Origin of the sequence: Parahoeflea olei (assembly GCF_001703635.1) — a bacterium.
GTDB classification, from domain to species: Bacteria; Pseudomonadota; Alphaproteobacteria; order Rhizobiales; family Rhizobiaceae; genus Hoeflea; species Hoeflea olei.
The window spans coordinates 375034-399621 of sequence record NZ_LQZT01000023.1; the positions used below are offsets into that span (position 1 = coordinate 375034).

Below are 24588 nucleotides of genomic sequence, written 5' to 3' on the forward strand. Positions count from 1 at the left end.
GACAACCTGAGCGGAGTGCGCGATCTCCGCCCGGCCGAACCCGAGGAGTCCCGCCGATGGTGCAAGTCAAGGATCCGCTGCTCGAGCCCTACCGGCTCGGGCACCTGACGTTGAAGAACCGCATCATGACCACCAGTCATGAGCCGGCCTATCCCGAAGACGGTATGCCCAAGGACCGCTACCGGGCCTATCATGTGGAGCGCGCCAAGGCCGGCGTGGCAATGACCATGACGGCAGGCTCGGCGGCAGTGTCGAAGGACAGCCCGCCGGTGTTCAACAATGTGCTCGCCTACCGCGACGACGTCGTCGGCTGGATGAAGAAGCTTGCCGACGAATGCCACGATCATGGCTGCGCGGTGATGATCCAGTTGACCCATCTCGGCCGGCGCACCCACTGGAACAAGGGCGACTGGCTGCCGGCGCTGTCGACCAGCCACCAGCGCGAACCGGCGCACCGGGCCTTCCCGAAGAAGATGGAGGATTGGGACATCGCCCGAGTGATCGGCGACTATGCCGACGCCGCCGAGCGCATGGCCGAAGCCGGGCTCGATGGCATCGAGCTCGAATGCTACGGCCACCTGATGGACCAGTTCATGTCGCCGCTCACCAACGAGCTCGACGGTCCCTATGGCGGCAGCCTCGAAAACCGGGCCCGCTTCGCGCTCGACGTGGTGGCGGCCATCCGCGCGCGCGTTGGCGACCGGCTGCTGGTCGGCGTGCGCTACACCGCCGACGAGACCGCCAAGGGCGGCATCAGCGCGGAAGAGGGCGTGGCCATCGGCCATATGTTCAAGGCGTCCGGCCAGGTCGATTTCTTGAATGTCATCCGCGGCCAGATCCACACCGATCCGGCGATGACCGATGTCATTCCCGTCCAAGGCATGAAATCCGCGCCGCATCTCGATTTCGCAGGCCGCATCCGCGCCGAGGTCGGGCTGCCGACCTTCCATGCCGCGCGCATCCCGGATGTCGCAACCGCCCGCCACGCGATCGCCAGCGGCAAGCTCGACATGGTCGGCATGACCCGCGCCCACATGGCCGATCCGCATCTGGTGCAAAAGATCGTCGAGGGCCGCGAGCACGACATCCGCCCCTGCGTCGGCGCCACCTATTGCCTCGACCGGATCTACCAGGCGGGCGATGCGCTCTGCATCCACAACCCGGCCACGGGCCGTGAACTCTCGATGCCGCACACGATTGCCCGCGCCGATGTGTCGAAACGCGTGGTGATCGTCGGCGCGGGGCCGGCGGGTCTCGAAGCCGCCCGTGTGGCGGCCGAACGCGGCCACACGGTCACCGTGCTCGAGGCGCAGCCCGATCCGGGCGGGCAGATCCGGCTGACCGCACAGAACCCGCGCCGCAAGGAGATGATTGGCATCGTCGACTGGCGCATGGCCCAATGCGCCGCCCGCGACGTCGAGTTCCGCTTCAACACCTGGGCCGAGGCCGAGGATGTGCTCGCGCTCGACCCGGACGTCGTCGTCATCGCCACCGGTGGACTGCCGCACACCGAGGTGCTTGAAAGCGGCAACGACCTGGTGGTCTCGAGCTGGGACCTGATCTCCGGCGACGTCAAGCCGGGCAAGTCCGTGCTCGTCTATGACGATGCCGGCGACCATGCCGGCCTGCAGGCCGCCGAAGTGGCGGCCCATGCCGGGGCGACGGTCGAGATCATGACGCCCGATCGCAGCTTCGCCCCCGACGTGATGGCGATGAACCTGGTGCCCTATATGCGCGCGCTGCAGGACAAGGAGGTGACCTTTACCGTGACCTACCGCCTGACCTCGGTGGAGCGCGACGGCAATCGGCTCAAGGCCGTCATCGGCAGCGATTACATGCCGCTTGCCAAGACGAGGGTGTTCGACCAGGTGGTCATCAACCACGGCACCCTGCCGCTCGACGAGCTCTATTTCGAGCTGAAGCCCAAGTCGTCCAATCGCGGCCAGGTAGACTACGAAGCCTTCATCGCCGGCCGCCCGCAGGCGCTGAACGGCGGCCCGAAGGGCGAAGCGGCCACCGGCGCCTTCCAGCTCTTCCGCATCGGCGACGCGGTGGCAGCCCGCAACACCCATGCCGCAATCTACGATGCGCTCCGGTTGATGAAGGAGGTGTGAGATATAACGCATTGCGTTATATAACGCAATGCGTTATGGTTCCCCATGATCATCGGCTTTGGCGATCCTGAAACGGAACTCATCTGGGAAGGCACGCGAAGCCGCCGCCTTCCTTCCGACATTCAGGCTACGGCGTTGCGCAAATTGCGTCTGCTCAATCAGGCCCAGGCCATCTCCGACCTGCGGGTGCCGCCTGGGAATCGTCTTGAAGCTTTGAAAGGACACTGGTCGGGCTGGTATAGCATCAGGATCAACAGCCAATGGCGTATCTGCTTTAGATGGGATAAAAGAGGAGCCGGAGATGTCACAATCGTCGACTACCATTACTGAGTTGCTGCCCAATCCCCATCCGGGCGAAATCCTCAACGAGGAATTTCTCAAGCCCATGGGCATCAGCCAGAATGCCTTGGCGCGCGCGGTCCACGTGCCGCCGCGCCGGATCAACGAGATCGTGCTCGGTAAGCGCGGGGTCACCGCGGATACGGATTTGCGGCTCGCGCGCTTCTTCGGCATGTCTGAAGGCTTTTTTCTCGGCCTCCAGGCGGATTTCGACATGATGCAGCGCCGGCGGGAAATCGGCAGCGAATTGAACCGCATCCGGCCCTATGCTGCTTGATGAAAGCCCAGAGCTGACTTGACAGATAAGTGCCGCAATTGATCCCAGCCCCTGCGGAATACCGCCAAAGCTCGAACTACAGCCGATACTCCGGCTCAAAACGGCCCTTGACCGGATGGTCGAGCAGGAAGGTCGAGCCGGCATCCGGATCGTTTGCCAGGTCTTCGGCGGACATGCCTTCCTGCGCGGTCGTCACCATCAGCCGGTCCGCCGCCTTGCCCACGAAGGCGGGGCAGCTCGAGCGGGTGGCGGGAACCTTGAGCGAGGCCTGGTGCCGGCCTTCGGGCGAATAGGCGTCGATCGAGCCCGCGCCCCAGCGCGCGTTCCAGATCGTGCCGGCTGCGTCGCAGACCGCCCCGTCGAGCCCGCCTTCGCCGCGATGCTCCAGGAACAGCGCCGCTTCGCCGCGCGGCAGCGCGGTCGCGGGATCGATCTCGACGCGCATCATCCGGTTGCTTCCGGTGTCGGCGAAATAGGCGACGCTGCCGTCGGGCGAAAAGCAGATGGCATTGGGGATGGTGAGGCCGGGATAGAGCACCGTCACCTTGCCCCTTGCCACATGGTAGATCGTTCCGGCGCCGGTTTCGGCCTTCTTGCCCATGGTGCCGATCCACAGCGCGCCGCAGGGATGCACCCGACCGTCATTGGAGCGGGTCGCCGCAGTGCCCGCCTCGATCGGCGTAATCAGCTCGAGGCGGCCGCTTGCCGTGTCGCGCAGATGAAGCCCTGTCTCGGTGGCGATCACCTGCCGCCCGGAATCGACCCGCGCGAGCACGCTTGCCATCACCGGCAGCGCGTGCACCCGCGCGGCCCCGGTCTCCAGCGGGTATTCGATGAGCTTGCGGCCCAAAATGTCGAACCACCAGGCGGTGTCGGTGGCGGGATCATAGGTCGGGCCTTCGCCAAGCGTGCAGGCAGGCGCGGCGAGCTTCGATCCGGAAAAGGCGATGGGGGTGACGGTCATGCGGCTTCCTCCGCGAGTGCGTCATAGGCCTTGATCGCGGCTTCAGCGCGGTGCGCCACCTCCGCCGCTTCCATGCCGGCGGCGTAGAGGCTGGAGCCGAGCCCGAAGGTGCGGATGCCGACCCTGGCATAGGCGGCGAAATCCGCATTGCCGACCCCGCCCACGGCGCCGACGCTCACATCCTTCGGCAGAACCGCCCGGATCGCGGCGATGCCGGAGGGGCCAAGCACGCTTGCAGGAAAGAACTTGAGCGCGGAGGCGCCCGCCGCGCAGGCCGCAAGCGCCTCGGTCGGCGTGAACACGCCGGGCATCGTCACCATGCCGTGCGAGATGGCGCGCTCGATCACCGCGCCGTCGACATTGGGGCTCACCATCAGCCGCCCGCCGGTGTCGGCGAGGCGGTCGACATCCTCGGCCGACAGCACCGTGCCCGCGCCGATCAACACGCCCTCGGGCGCGCGCCGCACCGCGATGCCAATCGACTTGAACGGGTCGGGCGAATTGAGCGGGATTTCGATGGCGGTGAACCCGGCTTCGACCAGCCCGTCGATGATCGCCGGGGTCTCGTCTGGGGTGATGCCGCGCAGGATCGCCACCAGGCTGCGCTTCATGGGGGGGAATTTGATGCGGATCATGCCTTTGCGAGTTCTCCCTTGCTGGCGGCGAAGGCAAGCCAGGCCTCGACCAGCCCGCGCCGCGCCGCGATGTCGGCGTCGATGTCGTGCACGTGCACGCCGCATTCCGACAAGGCGGTGCGATAGAGCCGCTGCAGCGCGCCGGAGGCCACCAGCCCGACGCGTTCGCCGCCGCGAATGCCTGCGCCGGCGCATTCGGCGCCGATCAGCAGGCCCGACAGGCGTGCCCGGCCTTCATCCTGGCCGTAATCGTGCAGCAACTGTCCCGCGCGGATCGCAAACAGCTGGTGCGTGGTTTTCTCGGGCCTGGTCCAGCCGTCGCGCACGCCGGTCAGGAACGCCGGATCATGGGCGTCCACGGGGCCTTCGCCGCCGGTGGAATGCTTCAGGATGGTGCCTGAGCTGATGGTGGCGAACAGCTCGCCGGTCATGAAGGTTTCGAACCCTTTCACCCGGGTGCCGTCCATGCGCACCCATTTCGAATGGGTGCCCGGCATGCAGTAGAAGCTGCCGCCGGTGAATTCCAGATGCGCGCCGAGCAGTTGCGTTTCCTCGCCGCGCATCACGTCGGGTTCGTCGATCGCGCGCGAGGCCAGCCCCGGCAGGATGATGATCCGGCGCGTGGCGCCCGGCACCACGGTCGCCGCCGGGCCGATCGAGGCAAGCTCCGCCGGCGTGTCGATATAGCCCGCTTCCATCCATCCCTGCCGGGAGCCGGCCATGCCGCAGATCACCACCGGCAGGCCGGCGGGCGCGGAAAGGGCATCGAGATGGGAATCGAGCACGGCCTGGAAGCCGCGGCTCGCGGCCTCGCCGAGCCCTTCCTGGCTGCGCCGCTCGGCCAGCACGGTTCCGGCGCTCGACATCAACCACAGCCGGAAGCTCGAGGTGCCCCAGTCGACGGCGATGAGGGCGGGTGAGGTGCTCACATCATGCCTCCATCGGCGATCAGGACCTGGGCGGTGATCATGGCCGAGGCGCGGGAGGCGAGGAACAGGCAGGGGCCGACCATGTCCGCGGGCTCGATCGGCCGCTTGAGGCATTGGCGCTCGATCATCGCCGAAAGTCCCTCTTCGGTCACCCACAGCCGCTTCTGCCGCTCCGTCATCACCCAGCCCGGCGCAATCGCGTTGACGCGGATCCCGTCCGGCCCGAGCCGGCCGGCGAGCCCCTTGGTGAGGCCGACGATGCCGGCCTTGGCTGCGGTGTAGGACGGCATCGAGCCGATATTGAGCATGTAGGAGGTCGAGGTGAAATTGACGATCGCCCCGCCGCCCGCCGCGATCATCCCCGGCGCCACCGCCTGGGCGACGAAGGCAACCGGCTTGAGATTGACGGCCTGGTTGTCGTCCCAGTAGTCGCTGCTCATCTCCAGGAATTCGTGGCGGTCGTCGAGCGCGGCGTTGTTGACGAGCACCGTGACCGCGCCATGGGCTTCGTCGGCCCGCGCGCAGGCGGTGCGCAACTGGTCGAGGTCGGTCAGGTCCGCCTCGATGAACAGCGGCGCATGGTCGACCTCGCCCGCCAGCCGGTCCACCAGCGCCAGGCTCGGCCCGGCGGCGATGTCGATGAAGGCCACGCGCGCGCCCTGGCGCGCAAATCCCTCCGTCAGCGCGGCGCCGATGCCGGTGCCGCCACCGGTGATGAGAACCGATTGGTTTGCAAGGTCGTGAAACTGTGTCGTCTGTTCGGGCATTCAAAGCTCCTGCAGCTGCTCTGCATCCTCCGGGCGCCGCCTGTCGTCGCAGCGACCGCCTCCCGCGTGGCCTGGTCCTCCCGCCTGGACCGGAAAGCGCGCGCCCTGCCGGACACGCCTCCCGGGCCGGAGCGGCACGCCGCGCCACTGTGCCGCCGGTTCAGGCGGTCGGCAAGTGGTAGTTCTTGAGCGTGGTGCGCAAGGTGGTCTTCTGGATCTTGCCGGTGGCGGTGTGCGGAATCTCGTCGATGAACAGCACGTCGTCCGGCATCCACCATTTGGCGATCTTGCCGTCGAGAAAATCGAGCAGCGACTGCTTGGAGGGGGACCGGCCTTCCTTGGCGACCACCACCAGGAGCGGCCGCTCGTCCCATTTCGGGTGGGCCACGCCGATCACCGCGGCTTCGGCCACGTCCGGATGGCCGACCGCCAGGTTTTCGATCTCGATCGTGGAAATCCATTCGCCGCCGGACTTGATCACGTCCTTGGCGCGGTCGGTGATCTGCATGTAGCCATGGGGGTCGACATGGGCGACATCGCCGGTGTCGAACCAGTTCTCGGCGTCGAACTGCTCTGCACCGCGGCTCTTGTAATAGGACGACGAGACCGCGGGGCCACGCACCTTGAGCCGGCCGAAGGTCTTGCCGTCCCAGGGCAGTTCCTCGTTCTCGTCGTCGGTGACCTTCATCTCGACGGTAAAGGGCGGGTGGCCCTGTTTGGTCTGCAGGTCGAGTTTGGCATCGCCTTCGAGATGGCTGTAGTCGGGCTTGATCGAGCACAGCGTGCCGAGCGGGCTCATTTCGGTCATGCCCCAGGCATGGATCACGTCGACGCCGTAATCGTCCTGGAAGGCCTTGGTGATCGCGCGCGGGCAGGCCGATCCGCCGATCACCACGCGGGTGAGATCGGGGAGCGCGCCGCCGTGCTTTTCCATGTGCTGAAGCAGCATCAGCCAGACGGTCGGCACCGCCGCGGTGATGGTCACCTTTTCCCGGGTCAGGATCTCGTAGATCGAGGCACCGTCCATGCCGGGGCCGGGCATCACCATCGCGCATCCCGACATCGGACCGGAAAAGGCGGTGGACCAGCCATTGGCGTGAAACAGCGGCACCACCGGCATCAGCCGGTCGCGCGAGGACAGGTTGAGCATGTCCGGCTGCAATGCGGCCATCGCATGCAGCACGTTGGAGCGGTGCGTGTAGACCACGCCCTTGGGGTCGCCGGTCGTGCCCGAGGTGTAGCACATGCCCGCCGCGGTGCGCTCGTCGAACTCGCGCCAGGTGAAGTCGCCGTCGGCTTCGCCGAGATAGGTTTCGTAGGAGACCGCGTTCTTGAGCGAGGTCTCGGGCATGTGCGCGTCATCGGTGAGGATGACGATCCGCTCGAGGCTCGGCACCTTCGGCGCGATCATCTCGGCGAGCTTGACGAAGGTGAGGTCGACGAACAGCATCCGGTCTTCGGCGTCGTTCATGATCCAGGCGATCTGGTCGGGAAACAGGCGTGGATTGAGCGTGTGGTAGATCGCGCCGATGCCGAGGATGCCGTACCAGCTCTCGAGGTGCCGCCAGGTGTTCCACGCCATGGTGGCGATTCGGTCGCCGACCCCGTAGCCATCGCGGTCGAGCCGCTGCGCGAGCTTGAGCGCGCGGGCGCGCACCTCGCTGTAGCTCGTCCGGTGAAACGGCCCCTCCACCGACCGCGATACCACCTCCCGGTTGCCGTGATAGAGCGCTGCGTGGTCGATCACCTTGTGGCAAAGCAGCGGCCATTCCTGCATCAATCCAAGCATAGTCGTCCCTTTGTGATTTCCTCTTCCTGCCAGAACAGTAGGGCCTTTCGGTGGATCGCGACAATACGAAAGTATCTGGGCAGCAATGTTTTGCATTTGTTCGAAATTAGGATAGTCTTTATTAGAGTGATTGGGAGGGGGCCGGCTGGTTGCAGGCCGCGATCGGGCGAGATCGCGCTTCAACCCGGACCGGAGTGAAAGAGCGGGGGGGCCAGACGGCCCCTTCGCAATGGGGTTCAGCAGTCCGGTTTGGATAGATGCTCGATTATGCGAAAACATGAAGCGAACGGTGTCCTCGCCGCGGGGGAAGCATTGACGGCGCAAGCGCCCCGGGAACAAGACATGGAACTGGTGCGCGCACGCCTGGCGCAATGCGTCTCCCAGTTCGACATTTTCCGCTTTCTGCGGGAGATCACCGGCCTGTTCGGGTTCAGGTATTTTCTCGTCGCCAACAGGCCCGGATCCGCGGGTGGGCCGTTCTCCGAGTCGGTGGTCATCACCTCGGTTCCGTCCGAATTCACACAGAAATGCGAGGATGTCGCCACGACCGCCGTCAATCCGCTGGCGGCGGTGATCCGCGAAACCTCCGTGCCGAGCGAATACCGGTTTCAGGATGGCGGCAGTCTGCCCCCGGGGGTGAAGGCGCTCGCCGATGCGGCACGGATCGATGCCGATGTCAGTTGCTGGTTCGTCGTCCCGCTCTACGATCCGGAGCATGGTCCTGCGGCCGTGAGCTTCATGGGCCAGCGCCCGGCCATGGGCTTTACCGAATCGGCCGAGCTCACGCTCTATGCGCATCTGATCCACGAGAAACTGCGGGAGGTCTCGGCCAAGCCGGTCAAGACGGCCTCGCCGCTGAGCGACCGCGAGCGCGAGTGCCTGCTCTGGACCGCGGCGGGCAAGACCTCGGTCGAGATCGGCCAGATCCTCGATCTGTCCGAGCACACCGTCAACCATTACCTCAACAATGTCGCCCGCAAGGTGGGCGCGGTCAACCGCACCCAGGCCGTCGCCTACGCCATGCGCAACGGCTATATCGACTGAGCGGCCGCCTCCGGTGCCGCCCGCGCGATTCGCGGTCGGCGCGGTTTACGGCGTGGCCGGGTACCAGTAGCGGGCATTGGCCTCGCCGCGGATGATCCGCACATGCTGGTTGGCAAACACCCGGTAGGGGTGGCTCCATTCCCCGTCCGGCCATTGCACGCGAATGGTGGCGCGTTCGGACACGCCCAGGCCCACATGCACGAAACCTGCATGCCCCGAGCCGTGGCCGCCGCCGATCTGGAGGCGTCGCGTCTGGGTCCGCGTGCCGGTGCGCACCGAAACCAGCGCGCCGACGGCGGCGGGATTGATCTTGCCGTTGTCGAGTTCGATCTTCACCCAGTTGCCCATCGGCCGGTGGCCCCAGTCGGTGGCAGCCCCCAGATTGCGGAACAGGCTCGCCGGGTGCTCGCGGTTGACCACCAGGAGGTCGAGCATGCCGTCCATGTTGAAATCCTCGATCACCGCGCCGCGCCCGCGCGTGGGCAATGCGACGCCGGCTTCCTCGCCCCTTTCGTGGAAGGCCTGGTCGAAGCCGCCCATCAGCAGGTTGTCCGGGTCGAAACTCGCAAAATCCGGCATGGCCTGGACATTGCCCTTGGCGATGAACAGGTCGGTCAGCGTGTCGTTGTTGATATCGGCGAACTGGCTGTGCCAGCCGGTCGAGGGCTTGTGGTCGCCGCCGGTGTAGGGGCGATGCGCGGTCGCGCCGCGTTCGAAGGCAATGTCGCGATAGGTCGGCCGGTCTTCGCCGGCCTCCTCGTCGAGCTTCTGGATCTTGGTGTCGCCCATCGAGGTGAGCGCGTATTCCGGCAGCCCGTCGGCGTCGAAATCGGTTTCCGCGATGCCCATGCCCCAGATGGTCAGGCGCTGCCAGCCCTGCGCCTTGGTGTAGAGCCGTGGCGGGCGGTCCTCGGCCATCTGCCAGAGCTGTTCTTCGCCGTCGCGGTAATATTGCCGGTCGTTGGTGATCCTGAGATCGGGTTTGCCCGAGCGGTTCCAGTCGGTAAACAGCATCGACAGCGCGCAGTGGCCGGGCTCGAGCGCAAGCGGCTCGGAGTAATCGGGCGTCTCGCCCGGGCGGGGCCTGAGCAACTGGTTGGGTTCGCAGGTGCCGAACGGCGTGCCCGGCGCCGAGCGGTCGACATAATTGCCGATGGCGATGGTGGGGAAGCGGTTGTCCTTTTCCCATGTCGCCGACAGCGCTGTCGACCAGGCCCGGCCGCCATCGATCGCAAAGCTGCGGTTGGCCTTTTCGAAGGAGCAGTCGGGCCCGCCCTTGAGCACCAGGTTGCGCCCCAGCCTCAGCAGCACCAGGTCGGTGTGCCGGTCGTTGTCGATGTCGATCGGATAGGCGCCGAGCACACCGGTCAGGTCGTCGGCGTCGAGCCCGGTGTCGAGCCGGCGGAACCTGAGCGCGCCGCCGGTCGGGCTTTCGTTGACGTAGAATGCCGCAGGCGAGGCGCCGCCTGCCAGCACCAGATCGGGGCGGCGGTCGCCGTTGCAATCGAAGCTCGCCACCCCGCCGCCCACGAAGAACTCCCAGCCGCCGGTGTAGCTGTGATCGATGCCGGCTTCGAGCGCTTCCTCGTGCAGGATCGGCACATCGGAAGTGAAGCCGGTCTCCGCCGCGGCGGGGCCGCACAGGGCGGCGAGCGCAAGCGTGCCGAAAAGGGGGAGGGCGCGGAGAAGGGAACGGGTGGGGCTCATGGCAGGATCACCAGGGTCTTGAGAAACGCGATCACGGCCGACTTGTCGGCCTCGGCGGCATCGGCATAGGCGTCGCGGGCCGCGCGCCCGTTGCCGCCATGGGCCAGAATGATCTCATCGAGCGTGCTGAAATCATTGCGGTGGCCATAGGGGCCGGTCGAGCCCACGCCCCACAGTTCGGCCGTCTGGAAGATGTTGCGCTCGACGAAACGCTGCGCCAGCAATTCGTTGCCGAGCGCGTCGATCTGGTTGTCGGTCATCACATGCCGCTTGAGATCGCCGAACAGCGGTACCAGCACACGGCCGCGGTCGTCGCGGGGCAGGGCGGCAGCCCAGTCGTAGAGCGAGAAATCGTAGACCGCCGTTTCCGGCACCTGCCCGTCGTTCAACGTGCCGGCGAGGTCGAACGGGCCGGGATCGGCAAAGGAGAGGCTTTCGAGCGGCAGCGCCGGGCGGTGGCAGCTGTCGCAGCCGAAGGCCGTGAACTTCGCCTCGCCCCTCTCGGCGGCCTCGGCCCAGCCCTCGACCTGTGGGACCTGGCGGGTCGGGGCGGGCAGCGTCGCCTGCCAGGCGACCAGCGCCGAGACGGCGGCCGCCGACATTTCATGCGCCTTGCCGTCGCCGTCGAAGTCGTCCGATCCGGTCCAGCGCGCGCCGAAGCGTTCGTCCGCCTGGATGCCGTGGTGCTGGTTCATGGCATTGACGGTGAACTGCCGGAGCGAGGTCATCACGCCTTTCTGGGTGAAGGGGCGGATGACGAGGTCGGTGTCGACGCCGTCGAGTTCATCGAGATTGACCGAGCCGTCGGCATCGGCGGAGATGAAGCCGAACTCCACGCCCTTGGTCTCGAGCTTCAGCCGCACGGTCGCGCCCCCGGCGCGGGCCTGGCGCAGCGCTTCGCCGCGAATGGCCTGCAGGTCGTGGCTCATCTCGCGCGCAAGCAGTTCCACAAGGCCTGCGCCGAACAGGTGGTTGGTGCCGCGTTCGCTGGAGAATTGCGGATCGAGCGAATCGAAATCCGCGCTTTCGAAACCTTCCGAGGCGAACACGTTGGTGACGAAATCGCCGGCGCCGCCGGTGGCGGGCTTGTTGTGGCAAGCGGCGCAGGACCCCGCGTCCGGCCCCGCCGTGCGAAAGAACACCTGCTCGCGCGGATGCTTGCGGCGGGTGGGATCGATTGCCTGGGTCGCTTCCGGCCGCCCGACGCCGTCGAGCGTGGTGAAATTGGCCTCGAACAGCGCCTTGCCGATCTCGGTGAGCGCGTCGAGCTCCGCCCTCGACAGCACCCCGGAGGGCAGGCGGGCAAGCGCGTCGAGTTCGCGCGTGCGTTCGGCCCATGGCTCGTCCGCCGCCGCCAGGGCCGTGACCCCCATGAAAATGCCGAGCGAGACCGCCCGGAACCCCATCTTGCGCAAAGTCATGCCTGTCCTCCCTTCGTCTCGCTCGCGGCGCGGCCTCGCCCCGGGGCAGGCGGCCGTGAGGCTCGCCTCCGCTTGCCGGCCCGGCGCGCTCCCCGCGTCACCGCTCCCGGCTGGGCGCCGCGCCCGGTCATCCGTTCCGCATCGTCTCCCACACCCTGTCGGCCTGGGTGGCGTCGATCTCCGCAAGCGCGCCGATGCCGCAGCCGTCGAGGATCAGCGGCATGTCGTCGACAAAGAGATCGATCGGAATCTCCTGCGCCGCAGCCGCGTTCGAATTGCGCAACACCTCGCGCAGGGCCGGCTCCATCAGGTCGAAGGCCGCGGCGCCATGGCCGGCAAAGGCCACCCGGAAGGGGTCCACCAGCGCGAACAGGCCGGCCAGCCCCGATCCCAGCGCCCGGCCGGCGGCGGCGAAACTGTCGATCGCCAGCGGATCGCCGTTGCGGGCGGCATCGGCGATCCAGACGATCTCGGATGGTTCGACGTGGCGGTCGGGCTTGAGGTCGGGCGGGTCGCCCCTGAAATGGCGCAGGATCGCGTAGTCGCCGGCGGCGGCCTCGATGCAGCCGCGCGCGCCGCAGCGACACAGCGCGCCGCCGGCCTGGTGCAGCATATGGCCGAATTCGGTGCCCGAGGACTGGGTACCGTTGATGATGCGGCCGCGCAGGAACAGGCCCATGCCGACGCCGTGGGCAAGCAGGATCGCGGCGAAATTGTCGCAATAGCGCTCGGGATCGCGCCAGTTCAGCGCCCGGGCTATCAGGTCGCAGTCATTGGCAAGCCGCGTCGGCGCTCCGAACTCCTCTTCCAGCCAGTCGGCCATCGGGATGTTGGTGTGCGGCGTCATCGGCGAGCGCAGCAGCCGGAGCCCGGCGCTGTCGGTGGTCCCCTGCACGCCGATGGAAATGCCGCCGAGCTGCGCGGCCGATATCCCGTTCGCCTCCAGCGTCTGGCGGATCTCGGTGATCAGCGTGCGGCGGAACTCCTCCATCGAGACCCCGGCCATGTCGAGATCGAAAGGCTGGCGCGCGATCAGGCTGCCGGCATAGTCGACGATGGCGACATGGACCTCGCCGATCTTGAGGATGAGCAGCACCGCGTGGCGGAAGCGGGGATTGAGCGAAAGCCCGACGCTCGGCCGTCCGCGACCGGGCAGGGCGCCGGTCTCGGCGCTGCGTGCGACCAGCACCCCCTCGGCGATCAGTTCGGCCGAAATGGTCGAGACGGTGGCGGGGCTGAGCGCTGCGGCCTGCGCGATTTCGCCGCGGCTCACGGTTCCGCCACGCCGCACGATCTGGATGATGCGCAGCCGGTTTCGCCGTCGCATGTCGTCCGAACGAAGCACCATCGTCATTTTCCCGGCATGCCTCCCTACAGTCCGGGTGCAGTGCAAAAATTACGTTGCATTGCAACAACTTGACTAGACTTTGTGTCATGTTGACATGCAAGCGCTTTTGAGTCACGATTTTTTTTGAGGCTTGAATTAATAGCCTTTGAGAGGCGTACCTGGCGCCTGAATGCCGGGCAGGATTGTAAGGTGCATCGAACATGCACTTGGGAGGTTTAGGATGAAAAAACTAGTGAGCACCCTTGTTGCCGGCGTCGTCATGACGGCCGCAATGGCCGGCGTGGCCTCGGCGGAAGGCAAGAAGATCGGCGTGTCGTGGTCGAATTTCCAGGAGGAGCGCTGGAAGACCGACGAAGCCGCGATCAAGTCCGCCATCGAGGCCGCCGGCGACACCTATGTGTCCACCGACGCGCAGTCCTCCGCCGCCAAGCAGATCTCGGACGTGGAAAGCCTGATGTCGCAGGGCGTCAACGCGCTGATCATTCTGGCGCAGGACACCCAGGCCATCATCCCGGCCGTCACCGCCGCCGCGGACGAAGGCATTCCGGTCATCGCCTATGACCGCCTGATCGAGGACAGCCGCGCCTTCTACCTGACCTTCGACAACGTCGAAGTCGGCCGCATGCAGGCCCGCGCCGTTCTCGCCGCAGCCCCCAAGGGCAACTATGTGATGATCAAGGGCTCGCCCACCGATCCGAACGCCGACTTCCTGCGCGGCGGCCAGCAGGAAGTGCTGCAGGCTGCCATCGACGCCGGCGACATCAAGATCGTCGACGAGGCCTATACCGACGGCTGGCTTCCGGCCAACGCCCAGCGCAACATGGAGCAGATCCTGACCGCCAACGACAACAAGGTCGATGCCGTGGTCGCCTCCAATGACGGCACCGCCGGCGGCGCTGTCGCAGCGCTGACCGCCCAGGGCATGGAAGGCATTCCGGTGTCCGGCCAGGACGGCGACCATGCCGCGCTCAACCGCGTCGCCAACGGCACCCAGACCGTCAGCGTCTGGAAGGACGCCCGCGATCTCGGGAAGAATGCCGGCGAAATCGCGGTCAAGCTCGCAGACGGCACGGCCATGTCGGACATCGAAGGCGCCCAGGAATGGACCTCGCCGTCGGGCACCAAGATGTGGGCCATGTTCCTGTCGCCGGTTCCGATCACCAAGGACAACCTCGCGACCGTCGTCGATGCCGGCTGGATCAGCAAGGAAGACCTCTGCCAGGGCGTGTCCGGCGGACCGGCTCCCTGCAACTGATCCCATCGTTCACCTGAACGCTTCGCACCTGACGTCCCCATCCCTGCGGATGGGGACGTTGTGATGCTCACTACCCGGATGACGGCCATGACAGAGACTTCTCCCGCAGCGCCACCGCCGGCCAAGCCACGCGGCTTTTTCGCGGCGCTCGAAATCGACACCCGACTTATCGGAATGATTGGCGCATTCGTCGTCATCTGCCTGATCTTCAATTTCCTCACCGACGGGCGTTTCATGACGCCGCGCAACATCTTCAACCTGACCATCCAGACCGCATCCGTGGCGATCATGGCCACCGGCATGGTGTTCGTCATCGTCACCCGCCATATCGACCTGTCGGTGGGCTCGCTGCTGGCGACCTGCTCGGCGATGATGGCGATGACGCAGACGCTGGTCACGCCGGAATGGCTGGGCCTGGGGCTCAACCACCCCGCGACCATGCCGATTGCCATTCTGGTCGGCGTGCTGACGGGGCTGGTGATCGGCGCCTTCCACGGCTGGCTGATCGGGTATCTCGCCATTCCCGCTTTCATCGTCACGCTCGGCGGCTTCCTCGTCTGGCGCAACGTCGCCTGGCACCTGACCGACGGCCAGACCATCGGGCCGCTCGACGAGAATTTCCAGCTGTTCGGCGGCATCAACGGCACGCTCGGCGAAACCTGGAGCTGGGTGGTGGCGGCGCTGGCCGTGCTGGGCGCGTTCTACGCGATCTTCCAGTCGCGCCGGAACCGGGTGCTGCACGAGTTTCCCGTCAAGCCGCTCTGGGCCGAGTTCGTGCTGGGCGGCGTCGCCACCGCGGCGATCGTCGGCCTGGTGGCGGTTCTCAATGCCTATGAGATCCCGACCGCCCGGCTCGAACGGCTGTTCGAGGCGCGCGGCGAAACCATGCCCGAAGGCCTGGTTCAGGGCTACGGCCTTCCGATCTCGGTGCTGCTGCTCTTGCTGATCGCCTTCATCATGACGCTGATTGCCCGGCGCACGCGGCTCGGCCGCTACATCTTCGCCACCGGCGGCAACCCGGAGGCGGCGGAACTGGCGGGGATCAACACGCGTCTGCTGACCGTCAAGATCTTCGCGATCATGGGCGTCTTGTGCGCCATCTCCGCAGTCGTGGCCTCGTCGCGCCAGACCTTCCATTCCAACGACATAGGCACGCTCGACGAACTGCGCGTGATCGCGGCGGCCGTGATCGGCGGCACCGCCCTGTCGGGTGGCATGGGCACCATCTATGGTGCGATCTTGGGCGCGCTGATCATGCAGAGCCTGCAATCGGGCATGGCCATGGTCGGCGTCGATGCGCCCTACCAGAACATCGTGGTCGGCATCGTGCTCGTCTTTGCCGTCTTCGTCGACATCCTCTACCGGCGCCGGACGGGAGACAAGACATGACAACGCCTCTCGTGGAAATGCGCGACATGCAGAAGTCGTTCGGCGGCATCAAGGCCGTCGACCATGTCACCATCGATCTGTATCCCGGCGAGGTGGTCGGGGTGCTGGGTCACAACGGCGCCGGCAAGTCGGTGCTGACGAAAATGCTGTCGGGCGCATTGCCGCGCGACGGCGGCGAGATCTTCATCAATGGCAAGAAGGCGTCGATCAACAACCCGCGTGACGCCCGCAGCTACAAGATCGAGACGATCTACCAGTATCTGGCTCTGGCCGACAATCTGGACGCGGCCTCCAACCTGTTTCTCGGACGCGAGCTGACGACGCCGCTGGGCTTCGTCGACGACGCGTTGATGGAGGCGGAGACGCGCAAGATCATGAAGCGCCTCAATCCCAATTTCCGGCGCTTCCACACGCCGGTCTCGGGCCTTTCGGGCGGGCAGCGGCAATCTGTCGCGATAGCGCGTGCGGTCTATTTCAACGCCAAGATCCTGATCATGGACGAGCCCACCGCGGCGCTGGGCGTGCAGGAAACCCGGATGGTGGCGGAACTGATCGAGCAGCTCAAATCCGAGGGGATCGGCATCCTGCTGATCGATCACGACATTCACCAGGTCAAGATGCTCTGTGACCGGGCCAATGTGATGAAGAACGGCCAGCTCGTGGGTACCGTCAAGGTCGCCGAAGCCTCCGAGGACGACCTCTTGGGCATGATCATCGCCGGCAAATGCCCGCCGAGCGCGATTCCGGGACCCGGCGCCATCCAGACCGCCTGACCGCGTCCGCCAGCACGATCGCCAATAAAACCGGGGCCGCGTGCCCCGGTTTTATTGTGCGGTGCCGCAATCTTGGGTAGGTGGCGTTTTTCGCTGACAAGCTTCAGGTCAAAAACACTCCGTGTTGCAGCGCCTTACGCAAATTTACAGAAAACTAAAGTTTTCTTACGAACCCTATTGCAATGCAGCATGATGTGTATCATATGTAGGTCAACGCCGCGTCGGACACCTCCTCCTCCTCCCAAATGTCCGGCGAGGCAGTAGTCGGAACATTCCCAGCCGGGATCCTCCTCCCAAGCACCGGCCTGATGTTCCGACGATCATAAGACGCCTGCCGGGCTCGTCCCGGCAGGCGTTTTGCATTTTGGACCCCAGTCCTGGGGGCGGGATCGGGCGGTTTTGCCGGCGCGCGCCAGTTATCGGGCGGCGGGCGAAAATTCCGCCCGGTGGGCCTGGGCGATTTCGGAGATGAAATCGGCCACGGTGCGCACCCGGGCGAGGTCGCGTGCCGATTCGTGGTAAACCATGAAATAGCTGCGTTCGATCCGGTGTTCGGGCAGGAGCCTGACCAGCGCGGGGTCGGGGGCGGCGATGTAGTCGTGCAGCACCGCGATGCCCGCGCCCGAACGCACCGCTTCGGTCTGCCCGGTGGCGCTCGAGATTTCGAACTGCGCCGTCCAGTTGCGCAGGATCTCGCGGGTGAAATGCAGCGAGGGCGAGAAGATCAGGTCTTCCACATAGCTGATCAGCCGGTGCGCCTTGAGATCGTCGGCCGAGGCCGGCGTGCCATGGGCTTCGAGATAGGCCCGGGACGCATAGAGCGAGAGCGAATAGTCCACCAGCTTGCGCGCCACCAGCCGGCCCTCCGCCGGTCGTTCGACGGTGATGGCGATGTCGGCCTCGCGCTGGGGCAGCGAGAAGCTGCGCGGCACCGGCACCAGTTGCAGCCGGAGATCCGGATGGCGGGCGGTCAGCGCGCCGAGCCGCGGCGCGAGGAACGAGACGCCGAACCCGTCGGGCGCGCCGATCCTGACGGTGCCGGAAATGGCGCTGTCGGTGCGGCCGAGATTGGCCTGGGCGGAGAGCATTTCCGCCTCGATCCGCTCGGCATGGGCGAGAAAGGCCTCGCCTTCGCCGGTCAGTCCGCAGCCATTGGTGCGGCGCACCACCAGCTGCGCGCCGAGCGCGGTTTCGAGCGAGGTTATCCGGCGGGCGGCGGTGGCGTGGTTGATCCCGAGCCGCTTTGCGGCCGCGAGGATCTGTCCGGCGCGGGCGACGGCGAGAAAAACCCTGATGTCGTCCCAGTTCACCGGGTCTATCCGAACACCACCGTCTTGTGGCCGTTGAGCATGACGCGCGATTCGAGATGCATCTTGACCGCGCGCGCCAGCACCCGCGCCTCGATGTCGCGGCCGGCGGCGACGAAATCGTCCGCCGTCATGGCATGGGTCACGCGTTCGGTTTCCTGCTCGATGATCGGGCCTTCGTCGAGATCGGCGGTGACATAGTGGGCGGTGGCGCCGATCAGCTTGACGCCGCGCTCATGCGCCTGGTGATAGGGCTTGGCGCCCTTGAAGCTCGGCAGGAACGAGTGGTGTATGTTGATCACCTTGCCGTAGAGGCGCCGCGACAGCGTGTCGGACAGCACCTGCATGTAGCGCGCGAGAATCACGAGATCCGCGCCGCTCTTGGTGGCAAGCTCGAGCAGCTTCTCTTCCTGCTCGCTCTTGGTGTCCTTGGTCACCGGCCAGTAGTGGAAGTCGATGCCTTCGTTCTCGGCGACGCGGCGGCTGTCCTCGTGGTTGGAGACGATCGCCACCACCTCGGCGTCGAGCCATCCGACCCGGATCTGGTAGATCAGGTGCAGAAGCGCGTGGTCGAACTTGGAGACCATGATGATGATCTTCGGCCGGTGGGCGAGATCGTTGATGTCGATGCGCATGTCGAAGCGCGCCACGGGCGCCTTGAGCGCGCGCTTGACCGCCTCCGCATCCACCCCGTCCGGCGTCTCGATGGCGATGCGCATGAAGAAATGGTTGGTCTGGCGGTCCCAGAACTGGCTCGATTCGGCAATGTTGGCGCCGATCGCGGCCAGTTCGGTGGTGATCGCCGCGACGATGCCGGGCTGATCGTCGCAGGCGATGGTGATGACAAAATGCGGACGCGCCATGACTGTCTCCGGTTGTTTCTGGCCCCTTATTGCGGCCGTTTCCCCGGCGGACTTGCGTCATTCTCCCGGGAGGGTCAAGCCCGTCCCGGGATCGGGTCTCAGCCCGTCAGCCGTGGGCGATCATTACATGCCGCACCGCGGTATAATCCTCAAGTGCGTAAAGCGACATGTCCTTGCCATAGCCCGACTGCTTGATGCCGCCATGCGGCATCTCGTTGACCAGCATGAAGTGGGTGTTGATCCAGGTGCAGCCATATTGCAGCCGCGCGGCGCAGCTCATCGCCTTGGAGATGTCCCTGGTCCAGACCGAGGAGGCGAGCCCGTATTCGGACTCATTGGCCCAGCGCACCGCTTCCTCCGCATCCGAGAAACGGGTGACGGAGACCACCGGACCGAACACCTCGCGCTGGACGATCTCGTCGCTCTGCAGCGCGCCGGCAATCAGCGTCGGCTGGTAATAGAAGCCGCTGCCCGCACCGGGTTTGCCGCCGGTGGTGATTTCCATGTGCTTCATCTCGGAGGCGCGCTCGACGAAGCTTGCCACCCGGTCGCGCTGCCGCTTGGAAATCAGCGGGCCGATCTCGTTCTCGCTGTCGTCGGCCTGGTCGTAGCGGATGCTTGCGACCGCGCCGGTGAGTTCTGCCACCAGCTTGTCGTGGATTTTGGGCCCGGCATAGATGCGGCAGGCGGCGGTGCAGTCCTGCCCGGCATTGTAATAGCCAAAGGCGCGCAGGCCGCCGACCACGGCGTCGAGATCGGCGTCGTCGAACACGATTACCGGCGCCTTGCCGCCGAGTTCGAGATGGGTGCGCTTGACCGACTTGGCGGCCGCCTGCAGCACCTTCTTGCCGGTGGCGACATCGCCGGTGATCGAGATCATGTTGATCTTCGGATGGTTGATCAGCGCATTGCCGACGCTCTCGCCGCGGCCGAGAATGACGTTGACCACGCCCTCGGGCAGGATCTCGGCCATGATCTTCGCGAGCTTGAGCGCGGTCAGCGGCGTCTGCTCGGAGGGCTTGAACACCACGGTGTTGCCGCCGCCGATCGCCGGCGTGAGCTTCCAGGCCATCATCATCAGCGGATAGTTCCACGGCGCGATCGAGGCGATGATGCCGACCGGGTCGCGGCGGATCATCGAGGTGTGGCCTTCCATGTATTCGCCGGCCGCATTGCCGGGCATGCAGCGCACGGCGCCGGCAAAGAACCGGTAGCAGTCGACGATCGCCGGGATCTCGTCGTTTTTCACGGCATTGATCGGTTTGCCGCAATTGAGCGCTTCGAGCGCCGCAAACCCGTCGGCCTCCGCTTCGATCCGGTCGGCGATCTTCAGGAGATACGCCGAGCGCTGCGCCGGAGTGGTGCGCGACCAGCTGGCGAACGCCTTCTCGGCGGCATCGACGGCCGCATCGATCTGCGCCGAGGAGGCCTCGGGGAGGCTCAGGACGGTCTCGCCGGTGCGGGGATTGAAGATCTTCTCCTCCGCTTCCGTCCCGGCCTCGAAACGGTTGCCGATCAGCATTTGGGTATCCATGGCGTGTCTCCCGTAAGGTTATTTGCCCTGTCCGGAGATCTGGTCTCCGTCCCGGGTCAGGTAATAGGCGGCAAGAATGGGCAGGAAGGTGACGAGCACCACCACCATCGCCACCACATTGGTGACGGGGCGCTGGCGCGGCCGGACCAGTTCCTCGAGCATCCAGATCGGCAGCGTGGCCTGCTGCCCGGCGGTAAACGTGGTGACGATCACCTCGTCGAAGGACAGCGCAAAGGCGAGCATGCCGCCCGCGAGCAGCGCGGTGCCGATATTGGGCAGGATCACGTGGCGGAAGGTCTGGAAACCGTCCGCGCCGAGATCCATCGAGGCCTCGATCAGCGAACCGGACATGCGCCGGAACCGGGCGACCGCATTGTTGTAGACCACGACCACGCAGAAGGTGGCGTGGCCGAGCACGATGGTCCAGAACGAAAACGGGATTTCGGCGAGATTGAAGGCCGAGCGCAGCGAGATGCCGGTAATGATGCCGGGCAGCGCGATCGGCAGGATCACCAGGAGCGAGATCGCCTCGCGGCCGAAGAAGCGGGTCTGCGAAATTGCCGCCGCGCAGAGCGTGCCGAGCGTGAGCGCCACCACCGTCGAGATCGAGGCGACCCGCACCGACAGCCCGAGCGCCTCCCAGACATCGGGCCGGTTCCAGGTCACCGCGAACCATTTGAGCGTGAGGCCCGGCGGCGGGAACTGGTAGCTCTTCTCCTCGGTGGTGAAGGCGTAGAGGAAGATCAACAGGATCGGCAGGTGCAGGAAGGCAAGGCCGATGCCGGCCGCGATCTTGAGGCGCAGCGGCGCCCGGGTGTGTCGGTCAGAGCGCATCGAAGGCCCCCGCGCGTTTGGCAAGCCACAGATAGATGCCCATGATCACCACCGGCACCACGGTGAAGGCGGCCGCGAGCGGAATGTTGCCCGCCGTGCCCTGATGCGCATAGACGGCCATGCCGATATAGAGATGCGAGGTGCCGACGATCTGCGGGATGATGTAGTCGCCGAGCGTGAGCGAAAAGGTGAAGATCGAGCCGGCGATGATGCCTGGCAGCGCCAGCGGCAACAGCACGTTCAGGAAGGTCTGGCGCGGGGCGGCGCCGAGATCGGCGGAGGCTTCGAGCAGGTTGGACGGCACCCGTTCCAGCGCTGCCTGCACCGGCAGGATCATGAATGGCAGCCATACATAGACGAAAACCAGGAAGGTGCCGGTCGGGCTCACCGACAGCGAATTGCCGCCCACCACCGGCAGCGCCAGCCAGCTGTCGATCAGCACCGTCAGGTGCAGTTTATCGAAGATCCAGGTCAAAATGCCTTCCTTGGCGAGGATCAGCTTCCAGGCATAGACCTTGACCAGATAGCTCGACCACAAGGGCAGCATCACGCCGAGATAGAACACTGCCTTCCAGCGGCCCTTGGCGTAGCGCGCGGCAAAATAGGCGATCGGAAAGGCGAGGATGGCGGAGGCGATGGTGACGAGGGCCGCCATGGTGAGGGTGCGCACGATGATGTCGAGATTGGCGGGGCGCAAGAGTTCGCCATAGGTCTTGAGCGTGAACTCGCGCACCACCAGGCCCGAGAATTCGTCAATCGAGAAGAAGCTCTGCACCAGCAGCGCAAACAGGCTGCCGAGATAGATGATGCCGAGCCACAGGAGCGGCGGCGTCAAGAGCACGAACAGCAACAGTGTCGGCTTGCGCCAGAACGCATCCGACAGCGCGCCACCTATCCCGCCGCGGCCGGGCAGGATGGCGGTGGCCTTGAGTGCGCTCGCGCTCATGCCTCGGGACCCATCAGGTGCAGCGCGGCCTTGTCCCAGGCGATCCGCACCTTTGCGCCGGGTGCCGGCACGGGTGCGCCTGCGGGGTGCAGCACGGTGAGCTTCTCGCCCGCGAGGTCGAGGGTCACGCGGGTAGCGCTGCCCAGGAAACTCGTGGCCGTGACCACGGCTTCGGCGCCTTCGGTACTGAGGCGGATGTCCTCGGGGCGCAGGCTCGCCCATTCCGCCGGACCGCCCAGACGCTGGGTCAGGGCAGGGGAAAGCACGTTGGAGGAACCGACGAAATCGGCCACGAAACGGGTCTTTGGGCGGCGGTAGATCTCTTCGGGCGTGCCGGTCTGCATGATCCGGCCGTGATTGAACACGGCGATCCGGTCGGCCATCGACAGTGCCTCGCCCTGGTCGTGGGTGACGAAGACGAAGGTGATGCCGAGCGACTTCTGCAACAGCCGCAACTCGTCCTGCATCTGCTCGCGCAGCTTGAGATCGAGTGCGCCGAGCGGCTCGTCGAGCAGCAGCACCTTGGGCTTGTTGACGAGTGCCCGGGCGAGCGCGACCCGCTGCCGTTGGCCGCCCGACAACTCGCCCGGCTTGCGCGCGCCGTAACCGGGAAGCTTGACCATCTCGAGCGCCGCTTCCGCCTCGCGCAGGCGCTCGGTGCCGCCCACGCCGCGGATCATCAGCCCGTAGGCGACATTGTCGGCGACGTTCAGGTGCGGAAACAGCGCATAGTCCTGGAACACCGTGTTGACGTTGCGCCGGTAGGGCGGAACGCCCTCCGCGGTTTCGCCGAAAATCTCGATATGGCCGGAGGTCGGCTGTTCGAAGCCGGCGATCAGCCTGAGGCAGGTGGTCTTGCCCGACCCCGACGGCCCGAGCATGGCGAAGAACTCGCCGGGCTCGACCTCAAGATCGACCGCGTCGACGGCGCGGACGCTGCCGAAATGGCGGGACACCTTCTGGAATGAAACGGCATGGGGCATCGCGGATCCGGATCAGTCGCCGCGCTCCGAGCCGGACAGGCGGCCAAAGCCGGGCGGGCGGTTGCAAGAAGGAGAGGTGTCCGGCGCCGGGTTCCACCCCGGGGGCAGGAGAACCGGCGCCGTCATGGCGTGAGCGGATCAGCGTCCGCCGATCACGCCGATATAGTCGGAGACCCAGCGATAGTAGGGCACGCATTCGCCCTGGCTTTCGCATTTGCTCACCGGCGTGGTCCAGAACCGGATCCTGTCGAAATCATCGAGACCGTTTGCGGTGCAGCCTTCGGCGGTCTGCATGCCGCGACCATCGGTGCAGGCGGCGGGAACCGAGGGGTTGGCGCCGAACCAGACCGAGAGGTCGGACTGCAGGTTGGAAGCCAGCGAATGCTCCATCCACAGATAGGCGCAGTTCGGGTTGGCGGCGTCGACATGCATCATCGTGGTGTCGGCCCAGCCGGTCGCACCTTCCTGCGGAATGGTCGAGGCCACGGGTGCCTTGTCGGCCTTCAAGAGATTGACCTGGAACGGCCAGGAGCCGGACGCGACCACGCCCTCGTTCTTGAAGTCGTCGATCTGGATGAAGGCGTCGTGCCAGTAGCGGCCGACCAGCGTGCGCTGCACGCGCAAAAGGTCGAGCGCGGCCTTGTACTGGTCCTCGTTGAGCTCGTAGGGGCTCTTGATGCCGAGTTCGGGCTTGTGGAACATCAGGTACTGCGCGGCGTCGGCGATGTGGATCGGGCCGTCATAGGCCTGTACCCGGCCCTTGTTGGTCTTGCCGTCGGGCAGGTCCATTTCCTCGAACACCACGTTCCAGGAGGTGGGCGCTTCCTTGAAGGTTTCGGTGTTGTACATCAGCACGTTCGGCCCCCACATATAGGGCGTGCCGTAATGCACGCCGTCGACGGTGTGCCAGGGCGCGTCCTTGAGCCGGTCGTCGACGGTCGACCAGGAGGGAATGAGATCGACATTGATCGGCTGCACGCGCTTGCCGGCGATCAGCCTGAGCGAGGCGTCGCCCGAGGCGGTGACCAGGTCGAACCCGCCCTCGTTCATCAGCGCCACCATTTCGTCGGACGTGTTGGCGGTCTTGACATTGACCTTGCAGCCCGTGGCTTCCTCGAACTTGGTGACCCAGTCGAAGGCCTTGTCGGTTTCGCCGCGTTCGATATAGCCGGCCCAGGCGACGATGTTGACCTGGCCCTCGCCGGGGCCGACCTCCGTCATCATCTCGGCCGAGGCAAGTCCCGGCGCCGTTACCGACAGCGCCAGCGCCATCGCGGTGCATGCGTTCAGTATCTTTTTCATTTGATTGAGCTCCCCTGAATGCCGCCGCCAAGATGACGGCCGGCGTCGGAAGCCAAGAGTGATACGCT

Annotated in this window: 22 protein-coding genes; 7 read left to right on the forward strand and 15 right to left on the reverse strand. The window is 65.8% G+C overall.

Annotated elements, in window-relative coordinates; genetic code table 11:
* The first annotated feature begins 56 nt into the window (after nt 1-56).
* The 3 genes from AWJ14_RS14565 to AWJ14_RS14570 are packed head-to-tail and all read left to right on the forward strand — an operon-like array spanning nt 57 to nt 2730.
* The gene (locus tag AWJ14_RS14565; RefSeq protein WP_066180476.1) at nt 57-2114 is read left to right on the forward strand and encodes an FAD-dependent oxidoreductase; all 2058 of its coding nucleotides are present in this window, start codon (nt 57-59) and stop codon (nt 2112-2114) included.
* Nucleotides 2115-2159: 45 nt separating this feature from the next.
* The gene (locus AWJ14_RS21980) at nt 2160-2444 is read left to right on the forward strand and encodes a type II toxin-antitoxin system RelE/ParE family toxin (protein ID WP_083220281.1); all 285 of its coding nucleotides are present in this window, start codon (nt 2160-2162) and stop codon (nt 2442-2444) included.
* Complete coding sequence (locus AWJ14_RS14570; protein ID WP_066180480.1) at nt 2416-2730, forward strand: HigA family addiction module antitoxin; 315 nt, start codon at nt 2416-2418, stop codon at nt 2728-2730. The genes AWJ14_RS21980 and AWJ14_RS14570 overlap by 29 nt, the downstream gene beginning before the upstream one ends.
* 76 nt (nt 2731-2806) lie before the next feature.
* Here the strand turns inward: AWJ14_RS14570 and AWJ14_RS14575 are convergent, their stop codons facing one another.
* From AWJ14_RS14575 to AWJ14_RS14595, 5 genes are all read right to left on the reverse strand, one after another.
* The gene (locus AWJ14_RS14575; protein WP_066180483.1) at nt 2807-3694 is read right to left on the reverse strand and encodes an SMP-30/gluconolactonase/LRE family protein; all 888 of its coding nucleotides are present in this window, start codon (nt 3692-3694) and stop codon (nt 2807-2809) included.
* On the reverse strand, nt 3691-4329 hold the full coding sequence (locus AWJ14_RS14580; protein WP_066180486.1) for a 2-dehydro-3-deoxy-6-phosphogalactonate aldolase: 639 nt from the start codon (nt 4327-4329) through the stop codon (nt 3691-3693). Before AWJ14_RS14580 ends, AWJ14_RS14575 begins: the two co-directional genes overlap by 4 nt.
* Nucleotides 4326-5258 (reverse strand): 2-dehydro-3-deoxygalactonokinase, encoded by a 933-nt coding sequence (locus AWJ14_RS14585; RefSeq protein WP_083220282.1) that lies wholly within the window; start codon nt 5256-5258, stop codon nt 4326-4328. Before AWJ14_RS14585 ends, AWJ14_RS14580 begins: the two co-directional genes overlap by 4 nt.
* Nucleotides 5255-6025: an SDR family NAD(P)-dependent oxidoreductase gene (locus tag AWJ14_RS14590; RefSeq protein ID WP_066180489.1), complete on the reverse strand. Its 771-nt coding sequence runs from the start codon at nt 6023-6025 to the stop codon at nt 5255-5257. The genes AWJ14_RS14585 and AWJ14_RS14590 overlap by 4 nt, the downstream gene beginning before the upstream one ends.
* Nucleotides 6026-6185: 160 nt before the next feature.
* Nucleotides 6186-7814 carry a long-chain-fatty-acid--CoA ligase gene (locus AWJ14_RS14595; RefSeq protein ID WP_066180492.1) on the reverse strand — a complete coding sequence of 543 codons (1629 nt, stop codon included), beginning with the start codon at nt 7812-7814 and terminating at the stop codon, nt 6186-6188.
* Nucleotides 7815-8156: 342 nt separating this feature from the next.
* Between AWJ14_RS14595 and AWJ14_RS14600 the strand changes: the two genes are divergently transcribed.
* The gene (locus AWJ14_RS14600; protein ID WP_066180495.1) at nt 8157-8858 is read left to right on the forward strand and encodes a LuxR C-terminal-related transcriptional regulator; all 702 of its coding nucleotides are present in this window, start codon (nt 8157-8159) and stop codon (nt 8856-8858) included.
* A gap of 45 nt (nt 8859-8903) precedes the next feature.
* Here AWJ14_RS14600 and AWJ14_RS14605 read toward each other — a convergent pair whose 3' ends face one another.
* The 3 genes from AWJ14_RS14605 to AWJ14_RS14615 all read right to left on the reverse strand — a co-directional run bounded on the left by AWJ14_RS14605 (nt 8904) and on the right by AWJ14_RS14615 (nt 13334).
* On the reverse strand, nt 8904-10565 hold the full coding sequence (locus AWJ14_RS14605; protein WP_066180498.1) for an ASPIC/UnbV domain-containing protein: 1662 nt from the start codon (nt 10563-10565) through the stop codon (nt 8904-8906).
* Entirely contained in the window at nt 10562-11986 is a 1425-nt protein-coding gene (locus tag AWJ14_RS14610; RefSeq protein WP_066180501.1) for a di-heme oxidoredictase family protein, read from the reverse strand. Before AWJ14_RS14610 ends, AWJ14_RS14605 begins: the two co-directional genes overlap by 4 nt.
* Nucleotides 11987-12113: 127 nt before the next feature.
* Nucleotides 12114-13334: an ROK family transcriptional regulator gene (locus AWJ14_RS14615; protein ID WP_171904886.1), complete on the reverse strand. Its 1221-nt coding sequence runs from the start codon at nt 13332-13334 to the stop codon at nt 12114-12116.
* A 220-nt stretch (nt 13335-13554) separates the two neighbouring features.
* On the opposite strand from AWJ14_RS14615, the gene xylF reads away from it, so the two are divergent.
* The 3 genes from xylF to AWJ14_RS14630 all read left to right on the forward strand — a co-directional run bounded on the left by xylF (nt 13555) and on the right by AWJ14_RS14630 (nt 16751).
* Entirely contained in the window at nt 13555-14589 is a 1035-nt protein-coding gene (gene xylF, locus AWJ14_RS14620) for a D-xylose ABC transporter substrate-binding protein (RefSeq protein ID WP_066180507.1), read from the forward strand.
* A gap of 87 nt (nt 14590-14676) precedes the next feature.
* Nucleotides 14677-15978 (forward strand): sugar ABC transporter permease, encoded by a 1302-nt coding sequence (locus tag AWJ14_RS14625; RefSeq protein ID WP_066180694.1) that lies wholly within the window; start codon nt 14677-14679, stop codon nt 15976-15978.
* Nucleotides 15975-16751: an ATP-binding cassette domain-containing protein gene (locus AWJ14_RS14630; protein ID WP_171904887.1), complete on the forward strand. Its 777-nt coding sequence runs from the start codon at nt 15975-15977 to the stop codon at nt 16749-16751. The genes AWJ14_RS14625 and AWJ14_RS14630 overlap by 4 nt, the downstream gene beginning before the upstream one ends.
* A gap of 416 nt (nt 16752-17167) precedes the next feature.
* On the opposite strand, the gene AWJ14_RS14635 is transcribed toward AWJ14_RS14630, so the two are convergent.
* The 7 genes from AWJ14_RS14635 to AWJ14_RS14665 form a co-directional block, all read right to left on the reverse strand.
* Nucleotides 17168-18061: a LysR family transcriptional regulator gene (locus tag AWJ14_RS14635; protein ID WP_066180513.1), complete on the reverse strand. Its 894-nt coding sequence runs from the start codon at nt 18059-18061 to the stop codon at nt 17168-17170.
* A 5-nt stretch (nt 18062-18066) separates the two neighbouring features.
* Complete coding sequence (gene purU, locus AWJ14_RS14640) at nt 18067-18921, reverse strand: formyltetrahydrofolate deformylase (protein WP_066180516.1); 855 nt, start codon at nt 18919-18921, stop codon at nt 18067-18069.
* Between the two features lie 106 nt (nt 18922-19027).
* The gene (locus tag AWJ14_RS14645; RefSeq protein ID WP_066180519.1) at nt 19028-20455 is read right to left on the reverse strand and encodes a gamma-aminobutyraldehyde dehydrogenase; all 1428 of its coding nucleotides are present in this window, start codon (nt 20453-20455) and stop codon (nt 19028-19030) included.
* Nucleotides 20456-20473: 18 nt separating this feature from the next.
* Nucleotides 20474-21289, reverse strand: coding sequence for an ABC transporter permease (locus AWJ14_RS14650; protein ID WP_066180524.1), 816 nt, complete (start codon nt 21287-21289; stop codon nt 20474-20476).
* A complete protein-coding gene (locus AWJ14_RS14655) occupies nt 21279-22235 on the reverse strand; it encodes an ABC transporter permease (RefSeq protein ID WP_066180527.1) in 957 nt (318 codons plus the stop codon). The genes AWJ14_RS14650 and AWJ14_RS14655 overlap by 11 nt, the downstream gene beginning before the upstream one ends.
* Nucleotides 22232-23218 carry an ABC transporter ATP-binding protein gene (locus AWJ14_RS14660; RefSeq protein ID WP_066180530.1) on the reverse strand — a complete coding sequence of 329 codons (987 nt, stop codon included), beginning with the start codon at nt 23216-23218 and terminating at the stop codon, nt 22232-22234. Before AWJ14_RS14660 ends, AWJ14_RS14655 begins: the two co-directional genes overlap by 4 nt.
* A 138-nt stretch (nt 23219-23356) precedes the next feature.
* Nucleotides 23357-24520 carry an ABC transporter substrate-binding protein gene (locus tag AWJ14_RS14665; RefSeq protein WP_066180533.1) on the reverse strand — a complete coding sequence of 388 codons (1164 nt, stop codon included), beginning with the start codon at nt 24518-24520 and terminating at the stop codon, nt 23357-23359.
* Nucleotides 24521-24588 lie beyond the last annotated feature (68 nt).

What these genes read in the sequence shown, in the direction of transcription:
- AWJ14_RS14565 (WP_066180476.1), top strand. Translation starts at nt 57, where the DNA reads ATGGTGCAAGTCAAGGATCCGCTGCTCGAGCCCTACCGGCTCGGGCAC.
- AWJ14_RS21980 (WP_083220281.1), top strand. Translation starts at nt 2,160, where the DNA reads ATGATCATCGGCTTTGGCGATCCTGAAACGGAACTCATCTGGGAAGGC.
- AWJ14_RS14570 (WP_066180480.1), top strand. Translation starts at nt 2,416, where the DNA reads ATGTCACAATCGTCGACTACCATTACTGAGTTGCTGCCCAATCCCCAT.
- AWJ14_RS14575 (WP_066180483.1), bottom strand. Translation starts at nt 3,694, where the DNA reads ATGACCGTCACCCCCATCGCCTTTTCCGGATCGAAGCTCGCCGCGCCT.
- AWJ14_RS14580 (WP_066180486.1), bottom strand. Translation starts at nt 4,329, where the DNA reads ATGATCCGCATCAAATTCCCCCCCATGAAGCGCAGCCTGGTGGCGATC.
- AWJ14_RS14590 (WP_066180489.1), bottom strand. Translation starts at nt 6,025, where the DNA reads ATGCCCGAACAGACGACACAGTTTCACGACCTTGCAAACCAATCGGTT.
- AWJ14_RS14595 (WP_066180492.1), bottom strand. Translation starts at nt 7,814, where the DNA reads ATGCTTGGATTGATGCAGGAATGGCCGCTGCTTTGCCACAAGGTGATC.
- AWJ14_RS14600 (WP_066180495.1), top strand. Translation starts at nt 8,157, where the DNA reads ATGGAACTGGTGCGCGCACGCCTGGCGCAATGCGTCTCCCAGTTCGAC.
- AWJ14_RS14605 (WP_066180498.1), bottom strand. Translation starts at nt 10,565, where the DNA reads ATGAGCCCCACCCGTTCCCTTCTCCGCGCCCTCCCCCTTTTCGGCACG.
- AWJ14_RS14610 (WP_066180501.1), bottom strand. Translation starts at nt 11,986, where the DNA reads ATGACTTTGCGCAAGATGGGGTTCCGGGCGGTCTCGCTCGGCATTTTC.
- AWJ14_RS14615 (WP_171904886.1), bottom strand. Translation starts at nt 13,334, where the DNA reads ATGGTGCTTCGTTCGGACGACATGCGACGGCGAAACCGGCTGCGCATC.
- xylF (WP_066180507.1), top strand. Translation starts at nt 13,555, where the DNA reads ATGAAAAAACTAGTGAGCACCCTTGTTGCCGGCGTCGTCATGACGGCC.
- AWJ14_RS14625 (WP_066180694.1), top strand. Translation starts at nt 14,677, where the DNA reads ATGACAGAGACTTCTCCCGCAGCGCCACCGCCGGCCAAGCCACGCGGC.
- AWJ14_RS14630 (WP_171904887.1), top strand. Translation starts at nt 15,975, where the DNA reads ATGACAACGCCTCTCGTGGAAATGCGCGACATGCAGAAGTCGTTCGGC.
- purU (WP_066180516.1), bottom strand. Translation starts at nt 18,921, where the DNA reads ATGGCGCGTCCGCATTTTGTCATCACCATCGCCTGCGACGATCAGCCC.
- AWJ14_RS14645 (WP_066180519.1), bottom strand. Translation starts at nt 20,455, where the DNA reads ATGGATACCCAAATGCTGATCGGCAACCGTTTCGAGGCCGGGACGGAA.
- AWJ14_RS14650 (WP_066180524.1), bottom strand. Translation starts at nt 21,289, where the DNA reads ATGCGCTCTGACCGACACACCCGGGCGCCGCTGCGCCTCAAGATCGCG.
- AWJ14_RS14655 (WP_066180527.1), bottom strand. Translation starts at nt 22,235, where the DNA reads ATGAGCGCGAGCGCACTCAAGGCCACCGCCATCCTGCCCGGCCGCGGC.
- AWJ14_RS14660 (WP_066180530.1), bottom strand. Translation starts at nt 23,218, where the DNA reads ATGCCCCATGCCGTTTCATTCCAGAAGGTGTCCCGCCATTTCGGCAGC.
- AWJ14_RS14665 (WP_066180533.1), bottom strand. Translation starts at nt 24,520, where the DNA reads ATGAAAAAGATACTGAACGCATGCACCGCGATGGCGCTGGCGCTGTCG.